This is a genomic window from Streptomyces sp. NPDC053493 (assembly GCF_044544825.1).
Taxonomy (GTDB): domain Bacteria; phylum Actinomycetota; class Actinomycetes; order Streptomycetales; family Streptomycetaceae; genus Streptomyces.
On record NZ_JBITXS010000001.1, the window covers coordinates 378,943 to 396,322 of the forward strand.

A 17,380-nucleotide genomic window follows, 5' to 3' on the forward strand; every position below is an offset into this window, starting at 1 on the left:
ACGACGCCAAGGAGCCCCGCCATGCTGTGGCACGACACCGCCGTCCTCTTCGGGCGCTACGCCCGACAGACCCTCCGCTCGCCCTTCCAGATCTTCTTCGGCACCCTGATGCCGCTGCTCTACCTGTTCTTCTTCGGCCCGCTCCTCACCGGCCTCCCGCTCGGCCGCGCGGGCGACTCCTGGCAGGTCCTCGTCCCCGGACTGCTGCTCCAGCTCGGCCTGTTCGGAGCCTCCTTCGCCGGCTTCGCCGTCATCATGGAGAAGAACTGGGGCGTCCTCGAACGCCTGCGCGTCACACCGGTCAGCCGGCTCGCGCTGCTGCTCGGCCGGAGCCTCAGGGACGCCGCGCTCTTCCTCTTCCAGGCCGTCCTGCTCGTCCTCGCCGCCCTGCTCATGGGCCTGCGCGCCCCGCTCGCCGGCATCCTGATCGGCTTCGGCTTCGTCGCGCTGCTGACCTTCTCGCTGGCCTCGCTGTCCTACGTGCTCGCGCTCAAGCTGCCCAGCCCGCAGGAGTTCGGCCCGGCGGTCAACACGCTCGCGATGCCGTCGATGCTGCTGTCCGGCCTGATGCTGCCGATGGCGCTCGCGCCGGGCTGGCTCGACGTGCTCTCGCACCTCATGCCGTTCCGCTACCTGGTGGACGCGGTACGGGACGCGTACACCGGCCGCTACGGGACCTCGACGATGCTGTACGGCGTCCTCGTCGCCCTCGCGCTCACCGTGCTCGCCGTGACGGTCGGCACACGGACGTTCCGCCGGGCCGAGGCGTAACTACGCTGGAGCCATGGTCAATCTGACGCGCATCTACACCCGCACCGGCGACCAGGGCACCACCGCCCTCGGCGACATGAGCCGGACCGCCAAGACCGATCTGCGGATCTCGGCGTACGCCGACGCCAACGAGGCCAACGCCGTCATCGGCACGGCCGTCGCGCTCGGGCAGCTCGACGAGGAGGTCGTGAAGGTCCTCGTCCGCGTCCAGAACGACCTGTTCGACGTCGGCGCGGACCTGTCCACCCCCGTGGTCGAGGACCCGAAGTACCCGCCGCTGCGGGTCGAGCAGTCCTACGTCGACAAGCTGGAGGCGGACTGCGACCGCTTCCTGGAGCGCCTCGACAAGCTGCGCTCCTTCATCCTGCCCGGCGGCACGCCCGGTGCGGCGCTGCTGCACCAGGCGTGCACGGTGGTCCGGCGCGCGGAGCGCTCCACCTGGGCGGCGATGGAGGTGCACGGCGAGACGATGAACCCGCTGACCGCCACCTACCTCAACCGGCTGTCAGACCTGCTCTTCATCCTTGCGCGGACGGCCAACAAGGAGGTCGGGGACGTGCTGTGGGTCCCGGGCGGAGACCGCTGAGGTCTCCTTCTCCAGCGGCGGCTCCTCCTGGGGCGGCCTGTCGGCGGGGGCCTTCTTCGGCCAGATCACGTACGTCAGCGCGATCAGGCCGTGGATGCCCACCGCCCGCCAGGCGCCGTACATCCACATCTTCAGCGACGACGTGTCGCCGGCGTCGCCGACGTACCCCGTGGCGCCCAGGAGCAGGACGGTCGCGACGGCGCCGCCGACCAGCGAGCCGAGCCACACCCGGCCCTCGTGACGCGCCCGGGCCGTCCCGTAGCGCGGCGGCTTCACGGGCGGCGGGCCGCCGGCCAGCCGGTGGGCGGCGTGGCCGTCGAGCCACTTCACCGTGCGATGGCCGTGGCCGACGGTGTAGCCGATGTAGAGCGCGGCCAGCCCGTGCCGCCAGTTCGGCTCGGCACCGTTCCTGAGGTCGATCGCGGTGACGACCAGGAGCACGACTTCCAGGAGCGGCTCCGCGAGCAGCAGCGCGATGCCCAGGCGCGGCATCCTCAGCAGGTAGCGGGCGGCGAGTCCGGCGGCCAGCAGCACCCAGAAGCCGACCTCGCAGATCACGATCAGCGTGACGATCACGGCTCTCTCCTTCCGTACGCCTCCAGGCTCCCGTCGGCGCGGGCCGGTTTCGTCGTCGGCGGTGAGGAACCGCGTCTACATCCTTCGACGGAGTCACGGCTCGGCCCCGGCGAGGACGTCAGAGCCCCGGGCAGCGTGTTGGATGAGGACGTGCGTCTCCCCCGCCCTCACCGCCACGACCTGCTGATCGCCTTCATCGGCCTGGCCGGCGGCCTGATCATGTGGTCCTTCGGTCTCTACGTCACCGGCGACCGGGTCGTCGAGCAGCGCTGGGCCACGCTGATCCCGCTGGCGGTGATGGCGGCCATGGAGGCGGTACGGCGCACGGCGCCGCGCACCGCGCTGATCGTCGGCACCGTGGCCATCGCCGCGGACCAGTTCACCCACGGCAATCTCGCCACCGTCCTGATGTTCACGGACGTGGTCTACGCGGCGGTGGTGTACGGCACGCCCGCCTCCGCCCGGCGCATCCCGTACACCACCGGTCTGATCACCGTGGCGATCACGGTGGTGCTGCTGATCTGGTGGCAGAACGCGGTCGCGCTGCTCGTGGGCGTGCTGTCGGGCATGCTCTCCTTCCTCCCGGCCCTCACCGGCGCGATCGTGCGCAACCACCGGGAGGCCGCCGACTCCGCCCGGCTGCGGGCCGAGCAGACCGCGCTGCTCGCCGAGATGGACCGCGCGCAGGCGGTGGGCGCGGAGCGCGCCCGGATGGCGCGCGAGCTGCACGACATGGTCGCCAATCACCTCTCCGCGATCGCGATCCACTCCACGGCCGCGCTCTCGCTCGACGAGCCGGCCACCACGCGGCAGGCGCTCACCGTGATCCGCGAGAACAGCGTGGCGGGTCTGGCCGAGATGCGCCGGCTGATCGGTCTGCTCCGCGACAGCGGCGGGGACGCCGAGCCGGCCGCCGCGCCCCGGCTGTCGGGCCTGGCCGCGCTCGTCGCGCAGGCCGGCACCAACGGCGCGTCCAGCGGGCTCACGGTCACGCTCGACGACACCCGCGCCGACGGTGGCGAGCCGCTGCCGGCGCCGGTCGAGCTCGCCGCGTACCGGATCGTGCAGGAGTCGCTGACGAACGCGCTCAAGCACGCCTCGGCCGGTACGGTCACCGTGTTCCTCGGCCGCGACGAGCGGGCCCTGACCGTGCGGGTGACCAGCCCGTACGGGGAGCGGCCCGGGCCGCGCGCGCCGGGCTCGGGCGCCGGTCTCGTCGGCATGCGGGAGCGGGTGGCGCTGCTCGGCGGCGCGTTCGAGGCGGGGCCGGTGGCGGACGGCGACGGGACGAAGACCTGGCAGGTGCGGGCCGTGCTGCCCGCCGAGGAGAGGACACCGGAGGCATGACGATCCGGATCGTGGTCGCCGAGGACCAGAGCGCGGTACGGGCCGGGCTCGTGCTGATCCTGGGCAGCGCGCCCGACATCGAGGTGGTGGGCGAGGCGGCGGACGGCGAGCGCGCGGTCGAGCTGGCCCGCGAGCTGCGCCCGGACCTGGTCCTGATGGACGTGCAGATGCCGAAGCTGGACGGGGTGTCGGCGACCCGGCAGGTGGTGGGTGAGCGGCTGGCGGACGTGCTCGTGCTGACCACCTTCGACCTGGACGAGTACGTGTTCGGGGCGCTGCGGGCGGGCGCGGCGGGCTTCCTGCTGAAGAACACGGACGCGAAGGACCTGATCGAGGCGGTGCGGACGGTGGCGCGCGGCGAGGGCCTGATCGCGCCGGCGGTGACCCGGCGGCTGATCGCCGAGTTCGCGGCGCCGAGCCGGCCGGTGCTTCCGGTGTCGCCGGCGCTGGGGGCGCTGACGCCGCGGGAGCGGGAGGTGCTGTCGGCGCTGGGCGCGGGGCTGTCGAACGCGGAGATCGCGGTGCGGCTGGAGATGGCGGAGGCAACCGTGAAGACCCATGTGTCGAAGGTGCTGGGCAAGCTGGAGCTTCGGTCGCGGGTGCAAGCGGCGGTGCTGGCGCGGGAGTTGGGTGTGTGACGGCGGGATCGGGCGAAGCGGAACCGACGTTGGTCTGGACCTCTTGACGATTGGTACAGACCTTCCTACGCTCACGGGGCGCGCGCAACTCACGGACCACCCCCACCCCGAACGTCCGCTACTTGAGGAGCACCGTTGAGCACTCAAGCACCGACGCGCACCACGCGGTTCAGACGGCGGGCCGCCGCCGGTCTGACCGCGCTCGTCCTGCCGCTCGCCGCCATGGTCGGCCTCGCCGCACCCGCCGAGGCCGCGACCTCCGCCACCGCCACGTACACCAAGGTCTCCGACTGGGGCACCGGCTTCGAGGGCAAGTGGACGGTGAAGAACACCGGCACCACCTCGCTGTCCTCCTGGACCGTCGAGTGGGACTATCCCTCCGGCACCGCGGTCACCTCCGCCTGGGACGCCACCGTCACCCACTCCGGCAACCACTGGACCGCCAAGAACGTCGGCTGGAACGGCACCCTCGCACCCGGCGCCAGCATCTCCTTCGGCTTCAACGGCACCGGTGCGGGCGCGCCCTCCGGCTGTCTGGTCAACGGCGGCTCCTGCGACGGCACCACCCAGCCGCCCGGCGACAACCCGCCGTCCGCGCCCGGCACCCCGGTCGCCTCGGCCGTCACCGACACCTCGGTGAAGCTCACCTGGACGGCCGCCACCGACGACAAGGGCGTCAAGAACTACGACGTCAAGCGGGACGGCGCCACCGTCGCCACGGTCAGCGGCCTGACGTACACCAACACCGGGCTGACCGCCGGCACCGACTACACCTACACGGTCGTCGCCCGCGACACCGCCGACCAGACCGGGCCCGCCAGCGGCGCCGTCTCGGTCCGCACCACCGGCGGTGGCGGAGGCAACCCGCAGCCCGGCAGCACGGTGAAGATGGGCTACTTCACCAACTGGGGCGTCTACGGCCGCAACTACCACGTCAAGAACATCGTGACCTCGGGCTCGGCCGCGAAGATCACCCACATCAACTACGCCTTCGGCAACGTCACCGGCGGCAAGTGCACCATCGGCGACGCCTACGCCGACTACGACAAGGCCTACACCGCCGACCAGTCCGTCGACGGCGTCGCCGACACCTGGGACCAGCCGCTGCGCGGCAACTTCAACCAGCTGCGCAAGCTGAAGAAGGCCTACCCGAACATCAAGGTCATCTGGTCCTTCGGCGGCTGGACCTGGTCCGGCGGCTTCGGCCAGGCCGTGCAGAACCCGACCGCCTTCGCCCAGTCCTGCTACGACCTGGTGGAGGACCCGCGCTGGGCCGACGTCTTCGACGGCATCGACCTGGACTGGGAGTACCCGAACGCGTGCGGCCTGTCCTGTGACACCAGCGGCCCGAACGCCTTCAAGAACATGATGCAGGCCATGCGGGCCAAGTTCGGCGCGAACGGCATCGTCACCGCGGCCGTCACGGCCGACGCCTCCTCCGGCGGCAAGATCGACGCCACCGACTACGCGGGCGCCGCGCCGTACATGAACTGGTTCAACGTGATGACGTACGACTTCTTCGGCGCCTGGGACGCCAAGGGTCCGACGGCCCCGCACTCGCCGCTGACCTCGTACGCCGGCATCCCGCAGCAGGGCTTCAACTCAGCCGAGGCGATCGCCAAGTTCAAGGCCAAGGGGGTGCCGGCCGCCAAGCTGCTGCTCGGCATCGGCTTCTACGGCCGCGGCTGGACCGGCGTCACCCAGTCCGCGCCCGGCGGCACCGCCACCGGACCGGCCGCCGGGACGTACGAGCAGGGCATCGAGGACTACAAGGTCCTCAAGAACTCCTGCCCGGCCAACGGCACCGTCGCCGGCACCGCCTACGCCCACTGCGGCACCAACTGGTGGAGCTACGACACTCCCGCCACCGTCACCTCGAAGATGAGCTGGGCCAAGGGCCAGGGCCTGGGCGGAGCCTTCTTCTGGGAGTTCAGCGGCGACACGACGGGCGGCGAGCTCGTCGGCGCCATCAACAGCGGGCTGAGCTAGCCCTTACGCCGAAGCGGGGACGGCGCAGCACGCCGTCCCCGCTTCACTTACGTATGCAGGCCCTCAGGACTTCACGCGGGCAGACCCTCAGGCCACATTCACCCTCTGGCCGGGCGGTGCCGCCTCCAGCCAGGCCAGGAAGCCGGTGAGCGCGTCCTCGCTCATCGCCAGCTCCAGGCGGGTCCCGCGGACCCGACAGCGCTGGATCACGGAGTCGGACAGCAGCGCGAGCTCCTCCTCGCCCTCCGGCATCCGGCGCTCCAGGACCTCGATGGCCGAGCGCTCCAGGACGCGGCGCGGGCGGGGCGCGTACGAGAAGACACGGAACCAGGCGATCTCGTCACCGCTGTAGCGGGCGACGCCGTACACCCAGCCCTTGCCGGTGGAGTCCGGCGTCTCGGGCACGTTCCAGCGCAGGGAACAGTCGAAGGTGCCGCCGGCCCGCTGGATCAGTCTGCGGCGCAAGCCGAAGACGAAGAGCCCGATCACCACCAGTGCGACGACCAGGCCGCACACGAGCAGCGCGAGGAACATCTTCACCGACCTCCTCGCCGCTTCCCGTGGCCGGTGGACCCGGCCTGACCGAACACAACCTGCATATGCATCGCCTCAGCCGCGACACGGTCTGGAAAATTCCAACCGTGCCGCGGCTGAGGGTGTGGCTCTCGGCGCGGACCGCTAGCGGACCGCTACCGCGCGCAGCCGGACCTCGGCGCGCCGCTCGGCGGCGGCGTCCTCGTCCGACTTCGCGCGCTCCAGCGCGCGCTCGGCGCGCCGGGCGTCGATCTCGTCCGCCAGCTCGGCGATCTCCGCGAGCAGAGAAAGCTTGTCGTCGGCGAACGAGAGGAAACCGCCGTGGACGGCGGCGACGACAGTGCCGCCCTCGCTCGTACGGATGGTCACCGGGCCCGACTCCAGCACACCGAGCAGCGGCTGGTGACCGGGCATGACGCCGATGTCGCCGGAGGTGGTACGCGCGATGACCAGGGTGGCCTCGCCGGACCAGACACTCCGGTCCGCGGCGACCAGCTCGACGTGCAGCTCAGCAGCCAAGGTTGGCTCCTCGGGTCACCACCCGGCGGTGCTGCCGGGTGTTGGGATCAATTCTAGGGGGCGTGGCGAGGGGGGCGGGACCGATCCCGCCCCCCTCAGGCGAGCACGAGGCTCAGGAGACGCCGAGCTCCTTGGCGTTCTTCTTGAGGTCCTCGAGACCACCACACATGAAGAAGGCCTGCTCCGGGAAGTGGTCGAACTCACCGTCGCAGATCGCGTTGAACGCGGCGATCGACTCGTCGAGCGGAACGTCCGAACCGTCCACACCGGTGAACTGCTTCGCCGCGTGGGTGTTCTGGGACAGGAAGCGCTCGACACGGCGGGCGCGGTGGACAACGAGCTTGTCCTCCTCGCTCAGCTCGTCGATACCGAGGATCGCGATGATGTCCTGGAGGTCCTTGTACTTCTGCAGGATGCCCTTGACGCGCATGGCGGCGTCGTAGTGGTCCTGCGCGATGTAGCGCGGGTCCAGGATCCGGGACGTGGAGTCCAGCGGGTCCACGGCCGGGTAGATGCCCTTCTCGGAGATCGGACGGGAGAGAACCGTCGTCGCGTCGAGGTGGGCGAAGGTGGTCGCCGGCGCCGGGTCGGTGAGGTCGTCGGCGGGGACGTAGATCGCCTGCATCGAGGTGATCGAGTGACCACGGGTCGAGGTGATGCGCTCCTGGAGGAGACCCATCTCGTCGGCCAGGTTCGGCTGGTAGCCCACCGCGGAGGGCATGCGGCCGAGCAGGGTCGACACCTCGGAACCGGCCTGGGTGAAGCGGAAGATGTTGTCGATGAAGAACAGCACGTCCTGCTTCTGCACATCGCGGAAGTACTCCGCCATGGTCAGACCGGCGAGGGCCACGCGCAGACGGGTGCCCGGGGGCTCGTCCATCTGGCCGAAGACCAGCGCGGTCTTGTCGAGAACGCCGGCCTCCTCCATCTCGACCATGAGGTCGTTGCCCTCACGGGTGCGCTCACCGACGCCCGCGAAGACCGACACACCCTCGTGCAGCTTCGCCACACGCATGATCATTTCCTGGATCAGAACGGTCTTGCCGACACCGGCACCACCGAACAGACCGATCTTTCCACCCTTGACGTACGGGGTGAGGAGGTCGACGACCTTCAGGCCGGTCTCGAACATCTCGGTCTTGGACTCGAGCTGGTCGAAGGCCGGGGCCTTGCGGTGGATCGCCCAGCGGTCGGCGCCCGCGACGGTGGCCGGGTCCTCGTTGAGGACCTCGCCCAGGGTGTTGAACACCTTGCCCTTGGTGACGTCACCGACGGGGACCGTGATGGCGGAGCCCGTGTCGGTCACCGGGGCCTGGCGGACCAGACCGTCGGTGGGCTGCATGGAGATGGTGCGGACCAGGCCGTCACCGAGGTGCTGCGCGACCTCGAGGGTCAGCGTCTTGGTGCCCTCACCGGACGGGTCCGGCACCTGGACGTTCAGCGCGTTGTAGATCTCCGGCATCGCGTCGACGGGGAACTCCACGTCGACGACCGGGCCGATGACCCGGGCGACGCGGCCCGTGGCGGCGGCCGTCTCAACAGTGGTCGTCATTACTTGTCACTCCCCGCGGTCGCGTCGGCCAGGGCTGCGGTGCCACCGACGATCTCGCTGATTTCCTGGGTGATGTCGGCCTGGCGGGCCGCGTTGGCAAGTCGGGTGAGGTTGGTGATCAGCTCACCCGCGTTGTCGGTCGCCGACTTCATCGCGCGCCGCGTGGCGGCGTGCTTCGAGGCCGAGGACTGAAGCAGCGCGTTGTAGATCCGGCTCTCGACGTAGCGCGGCAGGAGGGCGTCGAGGACGTCCTCCGCCGACGGCTCGAAGTCGTACAGCGGACGGAGCGTGTCCTGCTCGCCCGCCTCCTTCGCCACCTCGTCGAGGCTGAGGGGCAGCAGTCGGGCCTCGACCGCCGTCTGCGTCATCATCGAGACGAACTCGGTGTAGACGATGTGGAGCTCGTCCACGCCGCCCTCCGCCGTGTCCTTCTCGATCGCCTCGATCAGCGGCTCGCCGATCTTCTTGGCGTCCGCGTACGTCGGCTCGTCCGTGAAGCCGGTCCACGAGTCGGCCAGCTTGCGCTCACGGAAGTTGAAGTGCGCGACGCCACGACGACCGACGACGTAGATGTCGACCGCCTTGCCCTCGCCCTCCAGCTTCTTGATGAGCTGCTCCGCCGCCTTGATGGCGTTGGAGTTGAAGGCGCCGGCCAGACCGCGGTCGCTCGTGAGGAGCAGGACCGCGGCGCGGGTCGGGTTCTCCGCCTCGGTGGTCAGCGGGTGCTTGTCGTTGGCGCCCGTGGCCACCGCGGTCACCGCGCGGGTGAGCTCGGTCGCGTACGGAGTCGACGCCTGCACCTTGCGCTGCGCCTTGACGACGCGCGAGGCGGCGATCATCTCCATCGCCTTGGTGATCTTCTTCGTCGCGGTGACGGATTTGATGCGACGCTTGTAGACCCGGAGCTGCGCTCCCATGAGTCAGGTCCCTTCCGTCGTCACTTCGAGACGTTGACGGCGGAGGCGTCCTCGCCGAGCAGCTTGCCGTCAGAGGTCTCGAACTGCTTCTTGAACTCCGCGATCGCGTCGGCGACGGACTGCAGCGTGTCGTCCGACATCTTGCCGCCCTCACGGATGGAGGTCATGAGGCCCGAGTGGTTCTGGCGCAGGTACGCCAGGAGCTCGGCCTCGAAGCGGCGGATGTCGGCCACCGGGACGTCGTCCATCTTGCCGGTGGTACCGGCCCAGATGGAGACGACCTGGTTCTCGGTCGGCATCGGCTGGTACTGAGCCTGCTTGAGCAGCTCGACCATGCGCTGACCGCGCTCCAGCTGCGCCTTGGAGGCGGCGTCCAGGTCGGAACCGAAGGCGGCGAACGCCTCCAGCTCACGGAACTGGGCCAGGTCCACGCGAAGGCGGCCGGAGATCTGCTTCATCGCCTTGTGCTGGGCGGAGCCACCGACACGCGAGACCGAGATACCGACGTTCAGGGCCGGACGCTGGCCGGCGTTGAACAGGTCGGACTCCAGGAAGCACTGGCCGTCGGTGATGGAGATGACGTTGGTCGGGATGAACGCCGAGACGTCGTTGGCCTTGGTCTCGACGATCGGCAGACCGGTCATCGAGCCGGCGCCCAGCTCGTCGGACAGCTTCGCGCAGCGCTCCAGCAGACGGGAGTGCAGGTAGAAGACGTCACCCGGGTAGGCCTCGCGGCCCGGCGGGCGGCGCAGCAGCAGCGACACGGCGCGGTAGGCGTCGGCCTGCTTCGACAGGTCGTCGAAGACGATCAGGACGTGCTTGCCCTGGTACATCCAGTGCTGACCGATGGCCGAACCGGTGTACGGCGCCAGGTACTTGAAGCCGGCCGGGTCGGACGCCGGGGCGGCGACGATCGTCGTGTACTCGAGCGCACCGGCCTCCTCCAGGGCACCGCGGACCGCGGCGATGGTGGAGCCCTTCTGGCCGACGGCGACGTAGATGCAGCGGACCTGCTTGTTCACGTCGCCCGAGCGCCAGTTGTCGCGCTGGTTGATGATCGTGTCGATGCACAGCGCCGTCTTGCCGGTCTGACGGTCACCGATGATCAGCTGACGCTGACCACGGCCGACCGGGGTCATGGCGTCGACAGCCTTGTAGCCGGTCTCCATCGGCTCGTGGACCGACTTGCGCTGCATGACGCCGGGGGCCTGCAGCTCGAGGGCGCGGCGGCCCTCGGTCGCGATCTCGCCGAGACCGTCGATCGGGTTACCGAGCGGGTCGACGACGCGACCCAGGTAGCCCTCACCGACACCGACGGAGAGGACCTCGCCGGTGCGCTGCACCGACTGCCCCTCCTCGATGCCGCTGAACTCGCCGAGGACGATCGCACCGATCTCGCGCTCCTCGAGGTTGAGGGCGAGACCGAGGGTGCCGTCCTCGAACTTCAGCAGCTCGTTCGCCATGGCCGAGGGAAGACCCTCGACCTTCGCGATACCGTCGCCGGCCAGGCTGACCGTGCCGACCTCCTCGCGCGAGGCCGCGTCCGGCTGGTACGACTGGACGAAGTTCTCCAGCGCGTCCCGGATCTCCTCCGGCCGGATCGTGAGCTCCGCCATCTGGGTTCCCTGCTCTCCTTGTTGGGCCCGAAGTTTCTTAGGGGGTCTGGGGGCGACCCCCAGGAATCTTCTGCAATCTCTGCACGGCCCAACCGGGCCGCTGGTCATGCTTGTTGAGTTGTGGCCGAGGTCAGCCGGCCAGGCGGCGGGTCGCCTCGTCGAGGCGCTCCGCGATGGTGCCGTCGATGACCTCGTCACCGACCCGCACCGTGATCCCGCCGAGGACCGTGGGGTCCACGTCCAGGTTCAGGTGCATCTGGCGGCCGTACAGCTTGGCCAGAACGGCACCGAGGCGCTGCTTCTGCTGGTCGCTCAGCGGCACCGCCGAGGTGACGACCGCGACCATCCGGTCCCGGCGCGCCGCGGCGAGCTTGGACAGGGACTCGAGTCCCGCTTCCAGGCTACGTCCCCGCGGCTGGGTCACCAGACGGACGACCAGCCGCTCGGTGACCGGGTTGGCCTTGCCGCCGAGCAGGCTGCCGAGCAGCTCGCCCTTGGCCGTGGCCTTCGCGGTCTTGTCCGTCAGCGCCGAGCGGAGCTCGGTGCTGGAGGAGACGATCCGGCCGAAGCGGAACAGCTCGTCCTCGACGTCGTCGAGGGCGCCCGCCTTCTGGGCCGCGGTGAGGTCGGCGGTGTTCGCCAGCTCCTCGACCGCGTCGACCAGGTCGCGCGACTGCGACCAGCGGGAGCGCACCATTCCGGAGACCAGGTCGACGGTCTCGCCGCCCACCTGACCGGTCAGGAGTCGCTGCGCGAGCTCGGCCTTGGCCTCGCCCGACTGCGCCGGGTCGGTCAGGACCCGACGCAGCGACACCTCGCGGTGGAGGAGGGCGGTGACCGCGGCCAGCTCGCCCGCGAGCTTGCCGGCGTCCGCCGACGTGTTGTCGGTCAGCGCGTCGAGGGCCTCGCGTGCGGCACCCAGTGCCTCGCGGCTCGCTCCGTTCATCGGACGGCCTCGGCCTTCTCCTCGAGCTCGTCGAGGAAGCGGTCGATGGTGCGGCTCTGGCGGGCGTGGTCCTCGAGGGCCTCGCCGACCAGCTTCGCGGCCAGGTCGGTGGCGAGCTTGCCCACGTCCTGACGCAGCGCGGCGGACGCGGCCTTGCGGTCGGCCTCGATCTGGGCGTGACCGGCCGCGACGATCTCCTCGCGCTGGCGCTGGCCTTCCGCCTTCATCTCCTGGATGATCGCGGTGCCCTGCTCCGTCGCCTCCTGGCGGAGACGTGCGGCTTCGTGGCGGGCCTCGGCGAGCTGAGCCTTGTACTGCTCCAGCACACTCTGAGCCTCGATCTGGGCCGACTCGGCCTTCTCGATGCCACCCTCGATGGCCTCACGGCGCTCGTCCAGAACCTTGTTGATGTTCGGGAGGAGCTTCTTGGCGAGGAAGCCGAAGACGATGACGAAGGCGATCAGGCCGATGACGAGCTCGTCGAGATGCGGGATGAGCGGAGGCTGCTCCTCCGCCGCTTCCGCAAGAAGCAGAGCGTTCACATCAGTGCCTTCCGTAAAAAGGTTGGGCTGTCAGAGCGATTTACTTGTAGACGAAGCCCATGACGATGCCGATGAGGGCGAGCGCCTCACAGAAGGCGAAACCCATGATCTGGTTGGTACGGATCAGGCCGGCCGCCTCGGGCTGACGGGCGAGGGCCTGGGTGCCGTTACCGAAGATGATGCCGACGCCGACGCCGGGGCCGATGGCCGCGAGGCCGTAGCCGATGGAGGCGACGTTTCCGTTGACGGCGGCGAGAGTCTCGAGAGCGGACATGCCGGTTCTTCCTTCTCTTTCAAGGACCCGGTGGGGGTTGGCCACCGGACGACTGTTGGTAGGGGGAGAGTGTGCTGCTGCCGGGCCGGCTCAGTGGTGCTCGGAGAGCGCGCCCTGGACGTAGCTGCAGGCCAGGAGGACGAAGACGTACGCCTGGACGGCCTGGATGAAGAGCTCGAAGGCGGTCATGACGAGGACCATCACGAACGAGGCGCCGGCGTAGACGAAGCCCAGGCCGTTCATGAGGTACCAGGTGGCCAGCGAGAACATCACGATGAGCAGGTGACCGGCGAACATGTTCGCGAACAGTCGGACCGCGTGCGTGAAGGGCCGGATGAGCAGGTTCGAGAAGAACTCGAGGACGACGACCAGGGGAAGGATCGGGCCGAGCGACTTGTCGTAGCCGACGATGTTCTTCCAGCCGCCGGCGAAGCCGTGCTTCTTGAAGGTCAGCGAGATCCAGAGCACGTAGACGATCAGCGCGAGGGCCGCCGGGAAGGCGATCAGCGAGGTGACCGGGAACTGGGCGACCGGGATGATCGACCACAGGTTCATGATCCAGACGAAGAAGAACAGCGACACCATCAGCGGGACGTACTTCTCGCCGTCCTTCTTGCCGATGATCTCGTAGACGATGCCGCGGCGCACGAAGTCGTAGCCGGCCTCACCGACCATCTGCATCTTGCCGGGGATCAGCTTGGGCTTGTTGAAGGCGGCCCAGAAGAAGCCGACGACCACGATCGAACCCAGGATGGCGAGCAGCATCGGCTTGGTGAACTCGAAGCTGCCCACGGTGAAGATGGGCTCGTACATGAACGTGTGCAGGCCCGGCGCCGGGAAGCCACATCCGGTGAAGATGTGGCAATCCGGGTCGAAGGCAAGCGTCTGGTCAGCACTCACCGCGGGCTCCTTCAGCGTGGCGCATAGGTACGGCAACCTCGTTGTGTCGGCGCGGCACGCAGCCGCGGGTCGGCACTGGACTGGTCTTACGGATAAGGGGGCGGCGGTTCGGCATCGAGCCTCGCGCTGGGACAGGCGCCGCTTCGGATGCCCGCGCCCGCAGTGCCGCAGTTGGCACCGGACGATAGCAGGAAGCCGAACGCGCCTTTATCCCGGCCCTACCCTTCACGACTTCGGCCCCGTGTTCTCGGGGTCGACATACATGATCTTGGCCTTCATGTAGGCCCGGGCCTGGGCGGCGACCCACACGATGGTGGTGGCGAGCAGCGTGAAGGCGAAGGCCTTGAAGTCGAACGCCGAGGTGTCCTTCAGCAAGGCCAGGAAGATGAAGAGCACCAGCAGCTGGGCCACGTAGAGCATCAGCCCCATGGCCTGGAACAGCTGCGGAAGCTTCTTCGCCGTCCGCTGCAGAACCACCAGCCCGATGCCCATGAAGAGGATCACGACCGCGGTGCCGACGACGGCGCCGAGCGCGCCCTTGCCACCGGCGACGACACCGCTGATGACCGTGGCGAGTGCGCCGACGGCCGCGGTGGGTACGGCGGTGTGCAGCAGGGTGCGTGCGTCGTTGGACGGCATGGCGGTGTCTCCGCTTGCTGGAGGGGGCGATGGTGTCGTCATGGACGAGCGTAAGCCCGGTCCGAGGTGGGTCTCGGGGCCGAAGAACCGTCGCACTACGGTCTTTCGGCACTGTCGCCGGGTCTCGTGAACCGTATCACAAACTATTTGAATAGGTCTTTACCCGTGTGGTGTGCCAACTGTCACACGTGAGTGTGACCGCGCGCGTGTGTGCACGACAGCGAGGCGGCTTGTCTGGTATTGGGCCCCGATGCGGCTTTCGTCAACCGCGCGCTCCGGCCTTACTCCGGTCGGTGAAGCGCGAACGGTGACCGATGGCGGTCGAGCCGTTGACCCCGGCGGGCACGCGTACGGACTCCCCCGCGGCCGCCGGGGCGGCCACGGCACCCGCCGGCAGGGCGGCGGACTCCGGCCCGGCCGCCGACAGGGCGGCGGAGGCGGAAGCGGACGCGGGCGCGGTCCTGCGGCGGCGGTAGCGCGGCGGCACGACCGACTCCGCCCAGCGCGGGGCACGCGGCGAGAAGCGCGGCAGCAGGAGCAGCACCAGACCGACCGCGCTCAGGAAGACCACCGCGAGCACGATCCACATCGACGTCGAGTGGACCGAATAGGCCAGCGTCCCGAAGGCGATGAGCGCCGACCAGAAGTACATGATCAGCACCGCGCGGCTGTGCGAGTGGCCGATCTCCAGGAGCCGGTGGTGCAGGTGCCCGCGGTCCGCCGCGAACGGCGACTGGCCCTTCCACGTCCGGCGCACGATGGCCAGCACCAGGTCGGCCATCGGGATCGCGATGATGGTCAGCGGCAGCACCAGCGGGATGAAGACCGGCAGGGCCGCGTGCGTGGCCGCCTTCGTCGAACCCTCGAAGATCTTCAGCGCGTCCGGGTCGACCTGACCCGTGATGGAGATGGCGGACGCGGCCAGGATCAGACCGATCAGCATCGAGCCCGAGTCGCCCATGAAGATCCGCGCCGGGTGCATGTTGTGCGGCAGGAAGCCGAGGCACATGCCCATCAGGATCGCGGCGAACAGCGTCGCGGGAGCGGCCGCCTCGATCGTGTAGCCGAACCAGATCCGGTACGCGTAGAGGAAGAAGGCGGCGGCGGCGATGCACACCATGCCGGCGGCGAGGCCGTCGAGACCGTCGACGAAGTTCACCGCGTTGATGGTGAGCACCACCAGGGCGACCGTGAGCAGCGTGCCCTGCCACTGGGTGAGGGCGACCGTGCCGACGCCGGGAATGGGCAGCCACAGGATCGTCAGACCCTGCATCACCATCACGCCCGCGGAGATCATCTGCGCGCCCAGCTTGATCAGCGCGTCCAGCTCGAACTTGTCGTCGAGGACGCCGATCAGCCAGATCAGGGCGGCGCCGGACAGCAGCGCGCGGGGCTCGTTGGACAGCTCGAAGACGCTGTTGAGGTTCTGCAGGTGGTCGGCGACCAGGAGTCCCGCGCACAGCCCGAAGAACATGGCGATGCCGCCGAGCCGCGGAGTCGGTTCTCGGTGCACGTCGCGGGCGCGGATCTCCGGCATCGCGCCGGTCGCGATGGCGAACTTCCGCACCGGACCGGTCAGCAGATAGGTCACCGCGGCCGTGACACAGAGCGTCAGCAGGTAATCACGCACGGGCTGCCCCACAGGAATCGCTGGCCATCTCAGCCCCACACCCTAGCCGGGCCGCCCCCATGGTCGAGGACACACGGGGGCCCGGAACGGTTCCGGTCGGGGGCTCTTTACCGGCCATACGGGGGAAAACGCCCGGTCAGCGCGCGTACTTCGGCCCGTACCCGGGCCGTCTCCTCCGGGTCGTCCCGTAGCGCCGAGGTGAACAACGCCGCAATTCTCGCCATCTCTGGCGCCCCCATGCCCTGCGTGGTGACGGCCGCCGTGCCGAGCCGGATCCCGCGCCCGTCGCCGTACGGCAGGGCGCAGGTGTCGAGCACCATGCCGGCGGCGGCGAGCCGGGCCCGGGCGGTGCGGCCGTCGACGCCCAGCGGCGCCGGGTCGGCGGTGATGAGGTGGGTGTCGGTGCCGCCGGTGGTCACCGCGAAGCCCTCGGCGGCGAGCGCGTCGGCGAGGACGCGGGCGTGCTCGACCACCTGATGGGCGTACGCGGTGAAGGCGGGAGTGGACGCCTCGCCGAAGGCGACGGCCTTGGCGGCGATGGTGTGCATCTGCGCGCCGCCCTGCGTGAACGGGAACACCGCCCGGTCCACCCGTTCGGCGAGCTCGGCACCGCACAGGAGCAGACCGCCGCGCGGGCCGCGCAGCACCTTGTGGGTGGTGCCGCAGACGACGTCGGCGTACGGGACGGGGCTGGGCGCCGCGCCGCCGGCGACGAGGCCGAGCGGGTGGGCGGCGTCGGCGATGAGATAGGCACCGACCTCGTCGGCGATCGCCCGGAAGACCGCGTAGTCGAGGTGGCGGGGATAGGAGATGGAGCCGCAGACGATCGCCTTCGGGCGGTGGTGCCGGGCGAGGGCGGCGACCTGCTCGTAGTCGACGAGCCCGCTCTCGGCGTCGACGCCGTACGGGACGAAGTCGAACCAGCGGCCCGAGAAGTTGGCGGGCGAGCCGTGCGTGAGGTGTCCGCCGTACGTCAGGCCCATGGCGAGCACGGTGTCGCCGGGCCGCAGCAGCGCCGCGTACGCCGCGAGGACGGCGGAGGAGCCGGAGTGCGCCTGGACGTTCGCGTGCTCGGCCCCGAAGAGGGCGGTGGCCCGCTGGACGGCCAGCCGCTCGGCGGCGTCGGCGTACTCGCAGCCGCCGTGGTGCCGGGCGCCCGGATAGCCCTCGGCGTACTTGTTGGCGAGCGGCGACCCGAGCGCGGCGAGCACGGCGGGCGAGGTGAAGTTCTCCGCGGCGATCAGCTGCAGGCTGTCCCCCTGCCGCCGTGCCTCCCCGAGCAGCACGTCGGCGACCTCGGGATCCTGTCGGCGCAGCACGTCGAACTCTGCTTCGGGAGGAGCGGTGACCGGCATGGGGCACTCCGAGCGGGCGTCATGGATGGCCAGAAACCCACTGTAGGCA

At 69.7% G+C, this 17,380-nt stretch carries 18 protein-coding genes; 5 read left to right on the forward strand and 13 right to left on the reverse strand.

The features are described from left to right. The first annotated feature begins 21 nt into the window (after positions 1 to 21). Together ACIGO8_RS01650 and ACIGO8_RS01655 are read left to right on the forward strand one after the other, a co-directional pair. Positions 22 to 771: an ABC transporter permease gene (locus tag ACIGO8_RS01650; protein ID WP_399722686.1), complete on the forward strand. Its 750-nt coding sequence runs from the start codon at positions 22 to 24 to the stop codon at positions 769 to 771. A gap of 13 nt (positions 772 to 784) precedes the next feature. Beyond that, positions 785 to 1,357 carry a cob(I)yrinic acid a,c-diamide adenosyltransferase gene (locus ACIGO8_RS01655; protein WP_399722688.1) on the forward strand — a complete coding sequence of 191 codons (573 nt, stop codon included), beginning with the start codon at positions 785 to 787 and terminating at the stop codon, positions 1,355 to 1,357. Here ACIGO8_RS01655 and ACIGO8_RS01660 read toward each other — a convergent pair. Beyond that, entirely contained in the window at positions 1,277 to 1,933 is a 657-nt protein-coding gene (locus ACIGO8_RS01660) for a hypothetical protein (RefSeq protein WP_399722690.1), read from the reverse strand. The two genes, ACIGO8_RS01655 and ACIGO8_RS01660, sit on opposite strands and share 81 nt — an antisense overlap. Before the next feature lie 150 nt (positions 1,934 to 2,083). Between ACIGO8_RS01660 and ACIGO8_RS01665 the strand changes: the two genes are divergently transcribed. The 3 genes from ACIGO8_RS01665 (at position 2,084) to ACIGO8_RS01675 (ending at position 5,907) form a co-directional block, all read left to right on the forward strand. Continuing rightward, a complete protein-coding gene (locus tag ACIGO8_RS01665; RefSeq protein WP_399722692.1) occupies positions 2,084 to 3,280 on the forward strand; it encodes a sensor histidine kinase in 1,197 nt (398 codons plus the stop codon). After that, the gene (locus ACIGO8_RS01670; RefSeq protein WP_399722693.1) at positions 3,277 to 3,918 is read left to right on the forward strand and encodes a response regulator; all 642 of its coding nucleotides are present in this window, start codon (positions 3,277 to 3,279) and stop codon (positions 3,916 to 3,918) included. Before ACIGO8_RS01665 ends, ACIGO8_RS01670 begins: the two co-directional genes overlap by 4 nt. 135 nt (positions 3,919 to 4,053) lie before the next feature. Continuing rightward, positions 4,054 to 5,907, forward strand: a complete 1,854-nt coding sequence (locus ACIGO8_RS01675) for a glycosyl hydrolase family 18 protein (protein WP_399722695.1) — start codon at positions 4,054 to 4,056, stop codon at positions 5,905 to 5,907. Positions 5,908 to 5,994: 87 nt separating this feature from the next. Here ACIGO8_RS01675 and ACIGO8_RS01680 read toward each other — a convergent pair whose 3' ends face one another. The 12 genes from ACIGO8_RS01680 to glyA form a co-directional block, all read right to left on the reverse strand. Then, positions 5,995 to 6,441 carry a DUF2550 domain-containing protein gene (locus ACIGO8_RS01680; RefSeq protein ID WP_399724247.1) on the reverse strand — a complete coding sequence of 149 codons (447 nt, stop codon included), beginning with the start codon at positions 6,439 to 6,441 and terminating at the stop codon, positions 5,995 to 5,997. A 144-nt stretch (positions 6,442 to 6,585) separates the two neighbouring features. Next, on the reverse strand, positions 6,586 to 6,960 hold the full coding sequence (locus ACIGO8_RS01685) for a F0F1 ATP synthase subunit epsilon (protein WP_399722697.1): 375 nt from the start codon (positions 6,958 to 6,960) through the stop codon (positions 6,586 to 6,588). A gap of 112 nt (positions 6,961 to 7,072) precedes the next feature. Continuing rightward, positions 7,073 to 8,512, reverse strand: coding sequence for a F0F1 ATP synthase subunit beta (gene atpD, locus ACIGO8_RS01690; protein ID WP_399722698.1), 1,440 nt, complete (start codon positions 8,510 to 8,512; stop codon positions 7,073 to 7,075). Beyond that, a complete protein-coding gene (locus ACIGO8_RS01695; RefSeq protein WP_399722700.1) occupies positions 8,512 to 9,429 on the reverse strand; it encodes a F0F1 ATP synthase subunit gamma in 918 nt (305 codons plus the stop codon). Before ACIGO8_RS01695 ends, atpD begins: the two co-directional genes overlap by 1 nt. A 20-nt stretch (positions 9,430 to 9,449) precedes the next feature. Next, entirely contained in the window at positions 9,450 to 11,045 is a 1,596-nt protein-coding gene (gene atpA / locus ACIGO8_RS01700) for a F0F1 ATP synthase subunit alpha (RefSeq protein WP_399722701.1), read from the reverse strand. A 130-nt stretch (positions 11,046 to 11,175) separates the two neighbouring features. Continuing rightward, a complete protein-coding gene (locus tag ACIGO8_RS01705) occupies positions 11,176 to 11,991 on the reverse strand; it encodes a F0F1 ATP synthase subunit delta (protein WP_399722703.1) in 816 nt (271 codons plus the stop codon). Further along, the gene (locus ACIGO8_RS01710) at positions 11,988 to 12,533 is read right to left on the reverse strand and encodes a F0F1 ATP synthase subunit B (RefSeq protein ID WP_399722704.1); all 546 of its coding nucleotides are present in this window, start codon (positions 12,531 to 12,533) and stop codon (positions 11,988 to 11,990) included. The genes ACIGO8_RS01705 and ACIGO8_RS01710 overlap by 4 nt, the downstream gene beginning before the upstream one ends. Positions 12,534 to 12,573: 40 nt before the next feature. After that, a complete protein-coding gene (gene atpE / locus ACIGO8_RS01715) occupies positions 12,574 to 12,807 on the reverse strand; it encodes an ATP synthase F0 subunit C (RefSeq protein ID WP_010474382.1) in 234 nt (77 codons plus the stop codon). 90 nt (positions 12,808 to 12,897) lie between these two features. Beyond that, positions 12,898 to 13,707 carry a F0F1 ATP synthase subunit A gene (gene atpB / locus ACIGO8_RS01720; RefSeq protein WP_399722705.1) on the reverse strand — a complete coding sequence of 270 codons (810 nt, stop codon included), beginning with the start codon at positions 13,705 to 13,707 and terminating at the stop codon, positions 12,898 to 12,900. A gap of 225 nt (positions 13,708 to 13,932) precedes the next feature. Next, the gene (locus ACIGO8_RS01725) at positions 13,933 to 14,346 is read right to left on the reverse strand and encodes a hypothetical protein (RefSeq protein WP_399722707.1); all 414 of its coding nucleotides are present in this window, start codon (positions 14,344 to 14,346) and stop codon (positions 13,933 to 13,935) included. A 262-nt stretch (positions 14,347 to 14,608) separates the two neighbouring features. Beyond that, positions 14,609 to 15,976: an MraY family glycosyltransferase gene (locus ACIGO8_RS01730; RefSeq protein WP_399722709.1), complete on the reverse strand. Its 1,368-nt coding sequence runs from the start codon at positions 15,974 to 15,976 to the stop codon at positions 14,609 to 14,611. Positions 15,977 to 16,083: 107 nt separating this feature from the next. Continuing rightward, positions 16,084 to 17,331 (reverse strand): serine hydroxymethyltransferase, encoded by a 1,248-nt coding sequence (glyA, locus tag ACIGO8_RS01735; protein WP_399722711.1) that lies wholly within the window; start codon positions 17,329 to 17,331, stop codon positions 16,084 to 16,086. Positions 17,332 to 17,380 lie beyond the last annotated feature (49 nt).